Below are 16,331 nucleotides of genomic sequence, written 5' to 3' on the forward strand. Positions count from 1 at the left end.
CCGCCAGCGTCAGGTCGGCTGCGGTGCGGCCGTTCGCAGCGCGACGCTGCCGGTGGCGCGGGGCTTGGCCGGGCCGCCGGCCATGGGCTTGACGTAGCGCTGGTGCAGTGCCTCGATGCGCCTTGCCAGCACGTCGGCCTCGCCGATCTTTTCGGCATGGCGCTTGAGCACCAGACCGGCCATGTCGATGAGCTTGGCGTTGCGCGAGATCTCGCCCTGCTGGATCAGCAGCTCGACGGCAACCGTGGCGCTGCCCCGCATCGAGTGCCGCATGGCCGTCTCGGCGACGCTGAAGATCTGCTGCTGGCACTCCCGGAACTGCTGGGCGGCGCCCAGGTGCCCCTCGGTCATCGCGACGAGGATCTCGGTGCTGGCCTTGGACGTGCAGTGGCGCAGGCCTTGTTGGCGCAGCACGGGCATCATCTCCTCCAGCTCCACCTCCTGGCTGGACAGGCGGATCCACAGGGCCGTCAGCAGCGACGCGCATTCCAGGTCGAAGCTACCCGCGTCCGCGTGCTCGGTGAACTCCCGTGCGACGACCAATGCCTGGCCCACGCGGCGCTCCAGCAGGAAGGCCAGCCCGCGGAACACCAGGTCGAAGCGCTGCAGGCGGATGGAGCCCGGCGCACGCTCCATCGCCGCAGACAGCGCGTCGTGTGCGTACTTGAAGCCCTTGTAGTCCTTCTCGTCGAACCGCATCAGGCCCACCAGCACCAGGCTGAGCATGTCGAACAGCTTGGAGCGCAGGCCCTGCGACATCGCGCGCTCCAGCATGCGCATCGCCTCCTGGCGCTGGCCGGCATAGAAGCCCAGCGAGCCGCAGCGTTGCAGCCGCAGCAGGCAGCCGGGCGTCAGTGTCGCGGCGGTCTGGTAGGTCTTCAGGGCTTGCTGCAGGTCGCCCTGTTCCATCTGCACGTGGCCCATCAGGTCGTGCGAATCGGCGTAGTCGGGCAGGTCGCCGATGAGGTTTTCCAGCGTGCGGCGCGCGGCCTGCAGGTTGCCCGTGGCGACCTCGGTGCGCGCCACGCCCAGTCGCGCCCACGGCACGGTCTTGGCCGCGATGATGGCCTCGTAGAGGGTCTTGGCATCGTCAAAGCGCTTCAGCCGCAGCAACAACTCGGCGCCGATGCGCGCGGCGTAAAGCCAGTACTTGCCCTTGGCCTCGAAGCGCGCCATGCACAGGTTGGCCGCGGTCTCGAAGTCCTGCGTCTCGATGGCCTCGAAGATGTCCTTGAGCGTGCGCTTGCGCTGGCGCGCGCTGGATAGCCGCTCGGCCAGGTTGGCACTGGTGTAGGGCTTGATGAGGTAGGCGTCCAGCGCGGCTTCCGCGGCTTCGGCGACCTTGGCGTAGGTGGCCTCGCTGGTCACCATGACGAACACGGTCGAGTGCGGCAGCAGGCCTTCGCGGCGCAGCTCGTCCAGCAGGTCCTGGCCCGATGTGTCGCTGCTGTCGAAGTGGTAATCGCACAGCACGATGTCGAAGGTCTGGTTCTCCAGCATCACGCGCGCGTCCTTCACGCGCGGCGTCTGCTTGACCGTGCCCACGCCGAGGTCGCGCAGCTGGGCGGACATCAGGCTGCGCGACGTGGCGTTGCTGTCGATGATCAGCGCCGACGCGGTCTGGATGTGCTGGTCCATCAGGAACACAGAGGCTCCTTGCGCGGCGCAAAGCCGTGGACTCTGATCGACAAACGGACACGAAAAATCACTTATGAGTCGGGGCTGTGGCGGTCGGACGACTGTAGGGCGTCGGAGTGTCAGGAGTGAGCGGGTTGATGCCGCCCGCGGGGCGTGCGCCGTGAACTAAGGCGCAGGCCGTCGTCGCACCCGCGTGGCTTGGGGGGATGAAAAAGGCCGCAGCCCCCGTCTGCAGGGCTGCGGCCTTCGAGATGAGCCGGGCGGGCGCTTTACTTGAACAAGTCCTTGACGCGGTCTGTCCAGCTCTTGGCGTTGGGCGAGTGGCGCTCGCCGCCCTTCTTCAGCGACTCGTCGAGTTCCTTCAACAGCTTCTTCTGGTGCTCGGTCAGCTTGACCGGCGTCTCGACGGCGATGTGGCAGTACAGGTCGCCCGGATAGCTGCTGCGCACGCCCTTGATGCCTTTGCCGCGCAGGCGGAAGGTCTTGCCGTGCTGCGTGCCCTCGGGCAGTTCGATCTCTGCCTTGCCGCCGAGCGTGGGCACCTCGATCGTGCCGCCCAACGCGGCCGTGATCATGGACACCGGCATCGTGCAATGCAGGTCATCGCCGTCGCGCTCGAAGATGTCGTGCTGCTTGATGCGGATCTCGATGTAGAGATCGCCCGCCGGGCCGCCGTTCACGCCGGGTTCGCCATTGCCCGCGGAGCGGATGCGCATGCCTTCGTTGATGCCGGCCGGGATCTTCACCTCCAGCGTCTTCTGCTTCTTCACCTTGCCCTGGCCGTTGCAGGCCGTGCAGGGGTCGGGAATGATCTTGCCGCTGCCGTGGCAGTGCGGGCAGGTCTGCTGGATGCTGAAGAAGCCCTGGCGCATGTGCACCTGGCCCGAGCCCTGGCAGGAGCCGCAGGTCTTGGCCGAAGTGCCGGGCTTGGCGCCGGTGCCGGAGCAGGTTTCGCAGTTCTCCCAGCTCGGGATGCGGATCTGCGTTTCCTTGCCGCGTGCCGCCTCTTCGAGCGTGATCTCCATCGCGTAGCTCAGGTCGCTGCCGCGGTAGACCTGCTGGCCGCCGCCCCGCCGCGGTCCGCCGCCCTGGCCGCCGAAGATGTCGCCGAAGATGTCGCCGAAGGCCTCGGCAAAACCGCCGAAGCCCTCCGCGCCCGGCCCGCCGCGACCGCCGCCCATGTTGGGGTCGACACCGGCGTGCCCGTACTGGTCGTAGGCCGCACGCTTTTGTCCATCGGACAGCATCTCGTAGGCCTCCTTGGCCTCCTTGAAGCTCTCCTCGGCCGCCTTCGCCCCGTCACCCTGATTGCGGTCGGGGTGGTACTTCATGGCCAGTTTGCGGTAGGCCTTCTTGATGTCCTCGTCGGATGCGTTCTTGGCGACGCCGAGGATTTCGTAGTAATCGCGCTTGGAAGCCATTGCTTAGGGTCCGCCAGGCCGCCCCAACGACACTGAATCCCCCACGGAGGGCACTGAACGCAGTGAAGTTCGGGTCAACATGTTTCTCTGTAACGTCAAAGGCCCGGCGGCACTTCGCAGCGCCACCGGGCCGGGTCAACGAGGGCTTACTTGCCGTCCTTGACTTCCTTGAACTCGGCATCCACGACGTTGTCGTCGGCCGGGCGCTTGGCTTCACCTTGCGGCGCTGGCTCGGTCTGCTCGGCACCCGCCGCTGCAGCGGCCGCAGCCTGCGCACCCTGCTGGTCGGCATAGACCTTCTCGCCCAGCTTCTGGCTGGCAGTCATCAGCGCCTCGGTCTTGGCCTCGATAGCGGCCTGGTCGTCGCCCTTGATGGCTTCTTCCAAGTCCTTCACGGCGGCCTCGATCTTCTCCTTGTCGCCGGCGTCCAGCTTGTCGCCATGCTCGGCCAGCGACTTCTGAACGCTGTGGACCATGCCGTCGGCCTGGTTGCGGGCCTGCACCAGTTCGACCTTCTTCTTGTCCTCGGCCGCGTTGGCCTCGGCGTCCTTCACCATCTTCTCGATCTCGGCCTCGGACAGGCCCGAGTTCGCCTTGATGGTGATCTTGTTTTCCTTGCCGGTGCCCTTGTCCTTGGCGCCGACATGCAGGATGCCGTTGGCGTCGATGTCGAACGAGACTTCGATCTGCGGCGTGCCGCGCGGGGCCGGCGGGATGCCTTCCAGGTTGAACTCGCCCAGCGACTTGTTGGCCTGCGCCAGCTCGCGCTCACCCTGGTAGACCTTGATCGTCACGGCCGGCTGGTTGTCGTCGGCGGTCGAGAAGGTCTGCGAGAACTTGGTCGGGATGGTCGTGTTCTTCTTGATCATCTTCGTCATCACGCCGCCCAGGGTCTCGATGCCCAGGCTCAGCGGGGTGACGTCCAGCAGCAGCACGTCCTTGCGCTCGCCGCCCAGGACCTGGCCCTGAATGGCGGCACCGACGGCCACGGCCTCGTCGGGGTTCACGTCACGGCGCGGTTCCTTGCCGAAGAACTCCTTGACCTTGTCCTGCACCTTGGGCATGCGGGTCATGCCGCCGACCAGGATCACGTCGTCGATCTCGCTGACCGACACGCCGGCGTCCTTGATCGCCGTGCGGCAGGGCGCAATGGTGCGCTCGATCAGCTCGTCCACCAGCGACTCCAGCTTGGCGCGGGTCAGTTTGACGTTCAAGTGCTTCGGGCCGCTCGCGTCCGCCGTGATGTAGGGGAGGTTGACGTCGGTCTGTGACGAATTGGACAGCTCGATCTTGGCCTTCTCGGCCGCTTCCTTCAGGCGCTGCAGGGCCAGCACATCCTTGGTCAGGTCGACGCCCTGGTCCTTTTTGAACTCGGCAATGATGTAGTCGATGATGCGTTGGTCGAAGTCTTCACCGCCCAGGAAAGTGTCGCCGTTGGTCGACAGCACCTCGAACTGCATCTCGCCGTCCACGTCGGCGATCTCGATGATGGACACGTCGAACGTGCCGCCACCCAGGTCATAGACGGCGATCTTGCGGTCGCCCTTGCCGTGCTTGTCCAGGCCGAAGGCGAGCGCCGCGGCGGTGGGCTCGTTGATGATGCGCTTGACGTCCAGGCCCGCGATGCGGCCGGCGTCCTTGGTCGCCTGGCGCTGCGCGTCGTTGAAGTAGGCTGGCACCGTGATGACGGCCTCGGTCACTTCCTCGCCCAGGTAGTCCTCGGCGGTCTTCTTCATCTTGCGCAGGATCTCAGCCGACACCTGCGGGGGCGCCAGCTTCTTGCCACGCACTTCCACCCAGGCGTCGCCGTTGTCGGCGGCGGCGATGGTGTAGGGCATCAGGTCGATGTCCTTCTGCACTTCCTTCTCGGCGAACTTGCGGCCGATCAGGCGCTTCACCGCGTAGATCGTGTTCTTCGGGTTGGTGACCGACTGCCGCTTGGCCGAGGCGCCAACGAGGATTTCCTCGTCTTCCTGGTAGGCAATGATGGACGGCGTGGTGCGCGCGCCCTCGGCGTTCTCGATCACGCGGGTCGTGTTGCCCTCCATGACCGCGACGCAAGAGTTCGTCGTGCCGAGGTCAATGCCGATGATCTTTCCCATTTTTTGTTGCTCCTGGTGAATGCTTGGATGCTTCGAATCTGTGGATAACTCAGCCGCCTTCAAGAGCGGCAGGTTGTGAATTACTTGGGTGCGGTGACAGTAACCAACGCAGGGCGCAGGACGCGGTCCGCGATCAGGAAGCCCTTCTGCAGCACCGCCACGACGGTGTTGGCCTCCTGCTCGGCCGGCACCACCGAGATGGCCTGGTGCTGGTGCGGGTCAAACTTGGCGCCGGCGGCCGGGTTGATCTCGACGACCTTGTTGCGCTCCAGCGCGCTGGCCAGTTGGCGGCGCGTGGCGTGCACGCCCTCCAGCACCACTTCGACGGCCGCACCAGGTGTGGCGATGGCGCCGTCCAGGCTGTCCATGACTGGCAGCATGGCTTCGGCAAAGCCTTCGACGGCAAACTTGCGCGCCTTGGCAATGTCCTCGTCGGCGCGGCGGCGGGTGTTTTCGACCTCGGCCTTGGCGCGCATGTACGCGTCGCTCATGTCCGCCAGTCGGCGTTCGAGGTCGGCGATCTTGATTTCGGGATTCAGGTCGGCCGCCGTGGGCTCGTTGGCGTCAGCGGCGGCGTCTTCGGGCAAATGGTTGTCGGTCGTCATGGCAGTCGAGATTCAGGACCGCGCAGACTTGGGGCGCCATGTCCCGCTTTCAAGAGGGGAGATTCAAATTGAATTACCCCGGGTCAACCCGGATCGTCGTCGTCCAGCGAAGCCGACCAGCGATCCCAGTCTGCCAGCCGGCGCCGGTCCTGCTTGGTGGGGCGGCCTTGTTCGATGGCCGCTGCCGGTTCCGGTGCCAGCCGGCGCGCTTCTGCGGCGGCCTCGCGGGCAGTCACGCTGGCGGGCGTCTCGGCGTACAGCGCCTGGGCCTGCGGCGCCGGGCCGCGCTGGTTGGACAGGCCGAGGACCGACACCTCGCGTGTCAAGGCACCGATGCGGATGCTCAGCACATCGCCGACCTTCACGTCCCGCGCCGGCTTGACCGGCTGGCCGCCGACGCGCACCCGGCCCAGGTTGATCTCGTCGACCGCCAGCGCCCGCGTCTTGTAGAAGCGCGCGGCCCACAGCCACTTGTCCAGCCGCATGCCGGACAACGGCTCGCTCATTCCTTCGCTCCGGCGGCCAGCGCGCGCTGGCGCTGCAATGCCAGCGTGTCGGGGTGGGGCGCCGCATGGGTCGTGGGCCAGCCCTGCAGGTGGCGTTCGGCCAGGCCGGCCAAGGCGCGCATGCCGTCCGGATGGTCGTTCAGGCAGGCGATGTAGCCGAAGCGCTGCCCGCCCGCGTGCAGGAAGGCCTCGCGTGCCTCCTGGTTGATCTCTTCCAGCGTTTCCAGGCAGTCTGCAGCAAAGCCCGGGCAGATGACGTCGACGGACTTGAGCCCTTCCTTGGCGAGCTTGATGAGGCTCGGCTCGGTATAGGGCTCCAGCCATTTGGCCTTGCCAAAACGACTCTGGAAGGTCACCAGCCACTCGCCGTCCTTGAGCCCCAGCGCCTCGGCCAGCAGGCGGCCGGTCTTCAGGCACTCGCAGTGGTAGGGGTCGCCCAGCTGGAGCGTGCGCTCGGGCATGCCGTGGAAGCTCATGACCAGCTTGTCGGCGCGGCCCTCGCGCTGCCAGTGCTCGCGCACGGTCTGGGCCAACGCGCCGATGTAGGCGGCGTCGTCGTGATAGCGGTTGATGAAGCGCAGCTCGGGCAGGTGCCGGGTCTGCAGGGACCAGCGCGCCACATCGTCGATGACGCTGGCGGTGGTGGCGCCGGAATACTGCGGGTAGGCCGGCAGCACCAGCACGCGGCGCGCGCCTTCGCGCTTCAGCGCCTCCAGCGTGGCGGCGATGGCCGGCTGGCCGTAGCGCATGGCGTAGGCCACACGCACGCGGTGGCCGCGCTCGCCCAGCATGCCCTGCAGCAGCGCGGCCTGCTTCTGTGTCCACACTTTCAGCGGCGAACCGTCAGGGGTCCAGACAGTCTGGTACTTCGCCGCCGACTTGGCCGGCCGCACGCGCAGGATGACGCCGTGCAGGATCAGGGCCCAGAGCAGCTTCGGGATCTCGACAACGCGCGGGTCGGCCAGGAACTGCGCCAGGTAGCGGCGCAGCGCCGGCGCGGTCGGCGCGTCGGGAGTGCCGAGGTTGCACAGCAGCACGGCGGTTTCGGGGCCTGCGGCGGCGCCGTGGCGCTGCGGCGGTTCTGGAAGAAAGACCATGGGATCAACGGCGTGAGCGGGGGCCACCGAACGGCTGGGGCTCGGTGTCGGCAAAGTGCAGCACCTCGAAGCGCACGGTGGGCGACTGCTCGTCGCCGGGCGGGCCGCCCAGGCCGATGCTGCCGCTGCCGTGCAGCGTGCAGTTGCCGCGCTTGAGGCTCAGCAGTTCGCCCGAGTCGCCGAAGCGCACATAGGTGCCGTTGTAGGAGAGGTCGGTCAGCTCGAAACTGCTGCCCTGCCAGTCGATGCGCGCGTGCGAGCGCGACACGCGTGCATCGGTGATGCAGTAGGTGGCCTGCACGCTGCGACCCAGCACGATGGGCATGGAATCGATGTCGAACACGCGGTCCAGATCGTGCCAGACCAGCCGCATGCCGTCCGGCTCGACGGAGCGCATCGGCTCGCCGAACTGCGTCGCGGCCGAGTCAGCGCCCAACAGGGGCGCGGCATCCAGGCGGTAGACGTGGACCGGTTCGACGCGGCCACGCACGGAGATGCGGTCCAGGCTGCGAAAGCGCCCCTTGGACGCGTGGTGCAGGCCGCCCAGCACCTCGGCGGTGATGAGGATCTCGCCGTCACCGGCGTGGTCGATGAGGCGGGCCGCCACGTTGACCGCGTCGCCGAAGCAGTCGCCGTTCAATTCGACCACTTCTCCACGCGCCAGCGCCACTTGCAGGCGCAGCGCCAGCATCGCGGGGTTGTTGAGCCGACGCGCGCGCTGCACGGTCTTCTCCAACATCTCCTGCATGCGCTGGGCGGCGCGCACACCGTCGCGCGGCGTCTCGAACGCGGCCATCAGGCCGTCGCCCAGCGTCTTGATCAGGTGGCCGCCGCTCTCCAGCACGGCTTCGCTGATCTGGCTGACCGTCTGCGTGACAAGGCCGCTGGCCTCGGCATTGCCGAGGGACTCGTAGAGTCCGGTGCTGCCACGCAGGTCGGCGAAGAGGACGGTGCGCTCTCGGATCGCGGTCATGGGTTCAGTGTAGGACGCAAAAAAGGCCGGACGGGGCCGGCCTTGATGCCGTGCGCAGCTTGTGCCCCGCTTGCTGCGCAAGTCGGGGCGCTAACTTGGTACGGCCTGCCGTGCAGCCCGCACGGCCTGCGGCGGCCACGTCCTCGTCCAACCTTACAGGTTGTCCAGGTACGTGCGGAGCTTGTCCGACCGGCTCGGGTGCTTCAGCTTGCGAATGGCTTTGGCCTCGATCTGGCGGATCCGCTCACGCGTCACATCGAACTGCTTGCCGACTTCTTCCAGCGTGTGGTCGCTCTGCATCTCGATGCCGAAGCGCATGCGCAGCACCTTGGCTTCGCGCGGTGTCAGCGAGTCGAGGATGTCCTTCACCACGTCGCGCAGGCCAGCCTGCATGGCGGCCTCGATGGGCGCCGTGTTGTTGGTGTCCTCGATGAAGTCGCCCAGATGGCTGTCGTCGTCGTCGCCGATCGGCGTTTCCATGGAGATCGGCTCCTTGGCGATCTTCATGATCTTGCGGATCTTGTCTTCCGGGATCTCCATCTTCTCGGCCAGCGTCGGCGCGTCCGGCTCGAAGCCGAACTCCTGCAAGTGTTGGCGCGAGATGCGGTTCATCTTGTTGATCGTCTCGATCATGTGAACCGGGATGCGGATGGTGCGGGCCTGGTCGGCAATGCTCCTCGTGATGGCCTGGCGGATCCACCACGTCGCGTAAGTCGAGAACTTGTAGCCCCGGCGGTATTCGAACTTGTCCACCGCCTTCATCAGGCCGATGTTGCCTTCCTGGATCAGATCCAGGAACTGCAGGCCGCGGTTGGTGTACTTCTTGGCGATGGAGATCACGAGGCGCAGGTTGGCCTCGATCATTTCCTTCTTCGCGTCACGAGAGGCCTTTTCGCCCTCGTTCATCTTCTTGTTGATGTCCTTCAGGTCGTCCAGCGGCACGACGGCCTTGGCCTGGATGTCCGTCAGCTTCTGCTGCAGCTCCTGCACGGGCGGCAGGTTGCGGCTCAGGATGATGCTGTAAGGCTTGCCGGCGGCGACTTCCTTCTCTGCCCACTTCAGGTTCAGCGCGTTCGGCGGGAAGGTCTTGATGAAGTGTTCCTGCGGCATGCCGCACTTGTCGACCACGATCTTGCGCAGCTCGCGCTCATAGCGGCGCACGTCGTCCACCTGCGAGCGCAGGATGTCGCACAGCTTTTCAATCGTCTTGACCGTGAAGCGGATGGTCATCAGCTCTGCGCTGATCGCCTGCTGGGCCTTGTTGTACGGGACCGACTTGTAGCCGTCCTTCTCGAAGGCCTTGCGCATCTTGTCGAAGGCGGCGGACATCGAGTCCAGCTTCACCAGCGCGGCGTTCTTCAGCTCTTCGAGCTTCTTGGTCAGCGCCTTGGAGCCGCCGTTGCCGTCGTCGTCGTCTTCCTCGTCGAACTCGTCGAAGTCTTCCTCAGCCACGTAGTCGTCGGCCTCGTCCTCGGCCACGAAGCCGTCGACGACGTCGGAGATCTGCATCTCTCCGGCGCGGATCTTTGTGGCGTACTCCAGAATGTGGGCGATGGTCGTCGGCGACGCCGAGATCGCCAGCATCATGGCCTGCAGGCCGCCTTCGATGCGCTTGGCGATTTCGATTTCGCCTTCACGGGTCAACAGTTCGACCGTGCCCATTTCGCGCATGTACATGCGCACCGGGTCGGTCGTGCGGCCGAATTCCGAGTCCACCGTCGACAGCGCGGCTTCCGCGGCTTCTTCCGCTTCTTCTTCGGTCGACGTGGCGGTGGTGTTGCCCTGGATCAGCAGCGTGGCGGCGTCCGGCGCCTGCTCGTACACCGCAATGCCCATGTCGTTGAGCATCGAGATGATGGCCTCGAGGATTTCCTCGCTGACCAGCTTCTCGGGCAAATGGTCGTTGATTTCCTGATGCGTCAGGAAACCGCGCGTCTTGCCCATCTTGATGAGGGTCTTCAGCTCCGTGCGGCGCTTGAGAGCTTCCTCTTCGGTCAGGGCCGTCTCTTCCAGGCCGAACTCGCGCATCAGGGCGCGCTCCTTGGCGCGGCTGACCTTCATGCGCAGCGGCTTGGCCTTGACCGTCTCCTCGGCGACTTCCGTCGTTTCTTCCGCAACCACCTCTTCGACTTCGCCCTCAACGTCGGCATCGATGTCGGAGAAGTCCTCTTCGTCCTCGGACTCCTTCTTCGCACCGGCCTTCTTGGACGTGGTTTCCGCCTTGGGCTTGCGACCGCGCTTGGGCTTGTCCTCATCGGCCGTCGCCTTGGCCGCAGGCTTGGCAGCGGCCTTCGCGGTCTTGGCGGGCGCTTCGGCAGCAGCCTTCACGGCTGTCTTCTTCTTCAGTTCTTCTGCGGGGGCGGGGCTGGCCTTGGTCGCGGTCTTCTTGGCGGTCATGCAGGTCCTTCGAGGGTTTGCGCGGTCAATTCTGAAATGCGGCAGCCACCGCGGCCGGCCCGGGCTGGTCGAAAAAACCGGCGGGGCAGGGGGCGGTGGCTTTCATCACCCGGTATCACCCGTCGTGCGGGTCAGGGACCGTGGCGTGGCGCGAACAAGCTGGCGTGATCGTTTGGTATGCAGAGCTGGCGGATGTTGTGGCCTTCAAAACTCTTGATCGAGTTGCCCAGTGTCGCTGGGTGGCCGGTTCCGGCATTTCTCTGCCGTCACTCTTGACGCGCGCGGAAAACGTTGAATTATCCGCCAGATTTACAGAGACGTCAAAAATTCGACATCAGCCGCGCGAGACGCCATGGCGTTCGCGCAGCCGGGCCAGTGCCTCCAAGGCGCGGCGCCGCTCGTCGTCGGTGGCGCCGTCGCCGCCCGGCAGCGCGGCTGGCGCCCGGGCTCGCAGCTCCGCCACCGCCCCGGCGAGGTCCCCCTGAGGGTCGGACTCCTCGATGCCCAGCTCCTGGAAGCTGCGCACCAGTCGGTGCACCGGGTCGCCGAAGCCGTCGGCAGCCAGCCCTGCCTGCACCACCGCCCAGGGGCTGGCGCCGTGATGGGTCAGGTGGCGCTCCAGCCAATGGATCAGCTCACCGTGCGTGCCGGGCAGGTCGTGCAGCAGGCTGCGATCCTCGTCGGCCAGCGTCTCCCACAGTTCGCTGTGCTGCAGCAACAGGCGGGTGGCGTTGTCGGCGTGCGTGGCCGGCGTGGCGCGTGGACCGGCCGGGCGCGGTTCGGCATCGCGCCGCGACTTCCAGTCGCCCTTGCCCTTCCACTCGCCCTTGGGTTTCCATTCGCCCTTAGGTTTCCATTCGCCTTTTGGCTGCCAGCGTGGCTTCTCGGCCTGAGGCGGTTCGGCGTTGCTGCCAGCGGGGGGCGGCAGGGCTTCGCCCCACCACATCGACTGCAGTTCGGCCTCCGGCATCTGCCCCTGACGCGCGATCTCGCCCAGCAGCTGGCGGCGCAGCAGGCCTTCGGGCAGCAGGTTCCACAGCGGCCGGGCCTGACCGAGCATGCGGGCGCGGCCTTCGGGCGTGCCGAGGTCGCAGCCTTCACCGGCCACGTTCACCAACTGGCGCGACAGTGGCACGGCGCCTTCCACCGCGCGCTCGAACGCCTCGGCGCCCAGCTCGCGGACGTAGGAGTCGGGGTCGTGCTCGGTCGGCAGGAACAGGAACTTGACGGTGCGCGTCTCGTTGGCGTGCGGCAGGGCGGCCTCCAGCGCGCGACCGGCGGCGCGGCGGCCGGCCGCGTCACCGTCGAAGCTGAACACCACGCTGTCGGTGAAGCGGAACAGCTTGTGCACATGTTCGGCCGTACAGGCCGTGCCCAGCGTGGCGACGGCGTTGCCGATGCCGTACTGGGCCAGCGCGACGACGTCCATGTAGCCTTCGACGACCAGCGCGTAGCCGCGCAGGCGCATCGCCTGCCGGCCTTCGAACAGGCCGTACAGCTCGCGGCCCTTCACGAACACCGGGGTTTCGGGCGAGTTCAGGTACTTGGGCTCACCCTTGTCCAGCACGCGGCCGCCGAAGCCGATGACCTCGCCCCGCACGTTGCGGATGGGGAACATCACGCGGTCGCGGAAACGGTCGTATCGCTTGACCTCCTCACCCGGGTCGACCTCCGGCGTGATGACCAGGCCCGACTCCACCAGCTGCGGGTCGTCGTACGACGGGAAGCCGCTGGCCAGCGAGCGCCAGCCTTCGGGCGCATAGCCCAGGCCGAAGCGGGCAGCGACCTGCCCGCTGAGGCCGCGTCCCTTCAGGTAATCGATGGCGCGCGGCGATTTGCGCAGTTGCGCCTTGTAGAAGTCCCCGGCGCGGGCGAGCACGTCGGTGAGGCTCTGCTGCCGGGCCTTCTCGGCCTTGGCCTTGTCGCGCTGCTCGGGGCTGCGCTCGTCCTGCGGCACCTGCATGCCGGTCTGCTGGGCGAGGTCTTCGACGGCCTCGACGAAGCTGGCGCCGGTGTGCTCCATCAGGAAGCCGATGGCGTTGCCGTGCACGCCGCAGCCGAAGCAGTGGTAGGTCTGGCGGACGCGGTTGACGTTGAAGCTGGGCGACTTCTCGCCGTGGAAGGGGCACAGGCCCTTGAAGTTGGCGCCGGCCTTCTTCAGCTCAACGTGGCGGCTCACCACGTCGACGATGTCGACGCGGGACAGCAAATCCTGGATGAAGCCTTGGGGAATCACCCCGCCAGTTTACGGATGGGGCTGGGGCGCTGCGCGCAACTGGCCTGCCCAGTCGCTGCGGACGAAGTTTTCCATCCAGGCGGGCAGCGACTGCGCGGGCATCGCGGGGGCGATGCCGTGGCCCTGGCCCAGCCGGCAGCCCAGGCGCACCAGCTCGCGCGCGTGGGCGCGGCTCTCGACGCCCTTGGCCAGCACCGTGCAGCCGATGTTGCGGCCCAGTCCGATGACGCTTTCCACCAGCGACAGGTCTTGCGCATCGCCCAGCATGCCCTGCACGTAGCTGCGGTCCAGCTTCAGCGTGTCGGCCGGCAGCTGCTTCAGCGAGGTCAGCCGCGAATAGCCGGCGCCGAAGTCGTCCAGCGAGACGCCCACCCCGAGATTCATGCAGCGCTGGATCAGCGCCTGCGTGGAGCCGATCTCGCCAAGCGCGTCGGCCTCCAGCACGTCCAGGTTCAGCAGGTGGCTCATGCCGGCGGGGTGGCGTTGCAGCAGCTCCTGCAGCCGTTGCGGGAAATCCGGCTGGCGCAGCTGGCGTATGCCCACGTTGACACTGACCGGCAGGCCCCGGCCGGCGTTGGCACCGTCGCGTTTCCAGGCTTCGGCCTGGGTGAGCGCCTGCTCGATGACCCAGTCGCCGATCTGCACCGCGAGCCCCGAGTTCTCGATGCCGGGCAGGAAGTGCGCCGGCGTCAGCAGGCCGCGGTCGGGGTGCTGCCAACGCAGCAGGGCCTCGACGCCCATGACCTGGCCCGTGCGCAGCTCGATCTGCGGCTGGTAGTGCAGCAGCAGCTCGCCGCCGTCCAGCGCGCGCTGCAGGCGCGCCACGGCCAGCAGGTCGGCCTCGTCGCGCGCGTTCAGCGTCGGGTCGTGGAAGTCGACGATGCCCCGGCCGGCCTGCTTGGCGCGGTACAGCGCGTGGCCGGCATGGCGCAGCAGCGTCTCGGGGTCGGCGTCGTCCTTGGGATAGAGCGTCGCGCCCATGCTGGCGCCGAGCTCCAGCACCATGCCTTCGCCGACGCGGCTCTCGCGGATCGCCACCGGGGTGGACAGCACCGTCATCAGCCGGGAGATCGCGTGCTGGCCTTCCTCGGGTGTCTGCACCCGCAGCAGTACGGCGAACTCGTCACCATGCAGGCGGGCGAGCTGGTCGGCGGTGTCGGGCCAGGCGCCACGCGCGCCGCGCAGCGTGGCCTGCAGCCGCGTGGCGATCTGCTGCATGGCGGCGTCGGCCACCAGCTGGCCATGCTCTGCGTTGACGCGGGCAAAGTCGTCCAGGTCGATGACGCCGACGATGAGGTTGAAGCCGTCGCGGTTGGCCGCGGCCATCGACTGCGGCAGCAGGCGCATGAACTCGTCGCGATTGGGCAGTCCGGTGGCGACGTCGTAGCGCAGGCTGCGCCGCAGCAGGTCTTGCTGGCGCAGGCTTTCGCCCAGGTCGGTCAGGCTCAGCAGGCGCCAGCGCGGGCCGATGCCGTCTGGCTCCGGCACCGGACTGAGTCGGGCGTCGAAGATGTGCTGCCCGCTGTCGTCCAGCTGGACCTCCAGCCGACCGCTCCAGGACTGGCCGGCATTCAGGCGCTTCAGCAACTCCGCGCCGTCCTGCCCACTGCGCTTCAGGTTGGTCTTGCTGAGCGGCACGGCCGGGCGGCCGACGAGAATTTCCCGCGACGCGTGCAGCAGTTCGCAGTAGGCAGGATTGGCTTCGACGATGCGCCACTGGGTATCGACGACGGCCAGCCCCTCGCGCGACTGCTGGAACAGCGTGGCCGACAACCGCTCGCGCTCCTCGGCGGTGCGGCGCCAACTGGTGTCGGCCAGCGTCAGGATCAGGCCACGCGCGCGGCCGCGGCGGTCGCGCTGCGGCACATGGGCTTGCAATTCGTGCCAGCGCCAGTCGCCGCCGTCGGCAGCCAGCCGCAGCGACAGCGCCAGCTGCTGGGGGCCGGGTGTCGACACCAGCTCGCGCAGCGCGGCGCGGGCAGCATCGCGCTCGCGCGGGTGCACGGCGCGCAGCCAGTCCAGCGGGCCGGTGGCCGGCGCGGCGCTGGGGTCGACGGGGGTGGTCAACGCCAGCCAGCGCGCGGAGGCCTGGCGGCGTCCTTCCGGCAGCCGCCATTCGGCGAGGGCCAGGCCTTGGGCATCGAGTGCGGCGCGCCAGGCATCGCGCTCACGCAACTGGTGGCGGCTCAACGCGATGACGGCCAGGGGCAGACCCGCCAGCAGCAGGCCCGCCAGCCAACTGGCCGGCGTGCCCGGCGTGCACAGCGCCCACAGCAGCAGCAGCGCCGCGCCGAGTCGGGCGTTGTCGCGCGGTGATGCCTGCAGTGCGTGCAGACACAGCAGCAGGTGCGGCGCCAGTAGCAGCGCGATGGCGTCGGGGTGCCAGCCGGCCGTGATCTGCGCCACCAACGCCACGGCGGCGAGCGCCTGGCTGACCCAGTGGTTGCCGCGGCGCGGGCGCTGTGCACTGGCCTGCAAGGCGGTGCCGACGCTGAGCAGCCCCAGCGCCCAGGCCACCCCCAGTTGTGCGGCACCCACCAGGCTGGCCTGCCAGCCATGCCCCAGCACCAGCGGCACCGCGACGGCCGGCAGCATCGCCAGCAGCGGCGCGGCCAGCCCGGCGAGCGCGGCGAAGCTGCCCATTTCGCGCCGGCTCGCCAGCCGGCCGCTGAGCCCCAGGCGGCGCAGCAGGCTGCGGTTCAGCAGCAGCGCCAGCAGCGGCAGCGTCAGCACGCTGAGCAAGGGCGCGGAGGCCAGCAGCCCTGTGGGTGTCAGGCCGACGTGCGGCAGCAGCGGCAGGCTGCAGCCCAGCAGCAGGCCGGCCATCGCCACGGGCAGCACCCAGGTGCCCAGCCGCCACAGCACGGTCAGGCCGAAGGCGGCGATCAACAGCGGCAGCAGCAGCTCAGGGATGGCGAGGGCGCCCGACGGCTGCGGCGGCCTCAGCAGCGGCGGCAGCAGTGCGCCTCCCAGCATCCAGGCGGCAACGACGCCGGCTCCCAGGCCGGCGGCGGCGGCCAGCCCGACGCGGCGCAGGCGGCGCCAGCCGCGCCGGTCATGGATGCGCCTTGGCCCGGCCGCCAGCGAGGCGGAGGGCGGCGCTTCGCCGGTCAGCGGGGTGATGGTGTGGCGCGGCTGCTGGGTGTCACCGCCCTGGGTGCTGGCTGCCATGGTCAGCCTTGCGCCACGGGCTGGCCGGCATGGCGGCGTCCGTATCGACTGGCCTTGATCGGCATGACTGCGTGCATACACCAGAGTTTAGGCACGCTCATGCAACAAAATGAAAAGGGCCGTCCCGAAGGAGGCCCTGATTCAAGGGGCTGTCCCGCGCTTGCGCGGACAGCGGCGCGGCGGTT

Annotated in this window: 10 protein-coding genes; all 10 read right to left on the reverse strand. The window is 67.9% G+C overall.

The window, feature by feature from the left end:
- Nucleotides 1–9: 9 nt before the first annotated feature.
- Nucleotides 10–1,638: a response regulator gene (locus ACG02S_RS13285; protein ID WP_394471149.1), complete on the reverse strand. Its 1,629-nt coding sequence runs from the start codon at nt 1,636–1,638 to the stop codon at nt 10–12.
- Between the two features lie 269 nt (nt 1,639–1,907).
- The gene (dnaJ, locus tag ACG02S_RS13290; RefSeq protein ID WP_394470936.1) at nt 1,908–3,059 is read right to left on the reverse strand and encodes a molecular chaperone DnaJ; all 1,152 of its coding nucleotides are present in this window, start codon (nt 3,057–3,059) and stop codon (nt 1,908–1,910) included.
- 146 nt (nt 3,060–3,205) lie between these two features.
- The gene (dnaK, locus tag ACG02S_RS13295; RefSeq protein ID WP_394471150.1) at nt 3,206–5,182 is read right to left on the reverse strand and encodes a molecular chaperone DnaK; all 1,977 of its coding nucleotides are present in this window, start codon (nt 5,180–5,182) and stop codon (nt 3,206–3,208) included.
- A gap of 59 nt (nt 5,183–5,241) precedes the next feature.
- Nucleotides 5,242–5,766, reverse strand: a complete 525-nt coding sequence (gene grpE / locus ACG02S_RS13300) for a nucleotide exchange factor GrpE (protein ID WP_394470937.1) — start codon at nt 5,764–5,766, stop codon at nt 5,242–5,244.
- A gap of 83 nt (nt 5,767–5,849) precedes the next feature.
- Nucleotides 5,850–6,272 carry an RNA-binding S4 domain-containing protein gene (locus ACG02S_RS13305; protein ID WP_394470938.1) on the reverse strand — a complete coding sequence of 141 codons (423 nt, stop codon included), beginning with the start codon at nt 6,270–6,272 and terminating at the stop codon, nt 5,850–5,852.
- On the reverse strand, nt 6,269–7,369 hold the full coding sequence (gene hemH / locus ACG02S_RS13310) for a ferrochelatase (RefSeq protein ID WP_394470939.1): 1,101 nt from the start codon (nt 7,367–7,369) through the stop codon (nt 6,269–6,271). Before hemH ends, ACG02S_RS13305 begins: the two co-directional genes overlap by 4 nt.
- Nucleotides 7,370–7,373: 4 nt before the next feature.
- Nucleotides 7,374–8,342: an adenylate/guanylate cyclase domain-containing protein gene (locus tag ACG02S_RS13315; RefSeq protein ID WP_394470940.1), complete on the reverse strand. Its 969-nt coding sequence runs from the start codon at nt 8,340–8,342 to the stop codon at nt 7,374–7,376.
- Nucleotides 8,343–8,495: 153 nt separating this feature from the next.
- Nucleotides 8,496–10,739 (reverse strand): RNA polymerase sigma factor RpoD, encoded by a 2,244-nt coding sequence (rpoD, locus tag ACG02S_RS13320; protein WP_394470941.1) that lies wholly within the window; start codon nt 10,737–10,739, stop codon nt 8,496–8,498.
- A gap of 334 nt (nt 10,740–11,073) precedes the next feature.
- On the reverse strand, nt 11,074–12,975 hold the full coding sequence (gene dnaG, locus ACG02S_RS13325; RefSeq protein WP_394470942.1) for a DNA primase: 1,902 nt from the start codon (nt 12,973–12,975) through the stop codon (nt 11,074–11,076).
- A 9-nt stretch (nt 12,976–12,984) separates the two neighbouring features.
- Nucleotides 12,985–16,146, reverse strand: a complete 3,162-nt coding sequence (locus ACG02S_RS13330; protein ID WP_394470943.1) for a putative bifunctional diguanylate cyclase/phosphodiesterase — start codon at nt 16,144–16,146, stop codon at nt 12,985–12,987.
- Nucleotides 16,147–16,331: the final 185 nt, after the last annotated feature.

Origin of the sequence: Pelomonas dachongensis (assembly GCF_043555865.1) — a bacterium.
GTDB classification, from domain to species: Bacteria; Pseudomonadota; Gammaproteobacteria; order Burkholderiales; family Burkholderiaceae_C; genus Pelomonas; species Pelomonas dachongensis.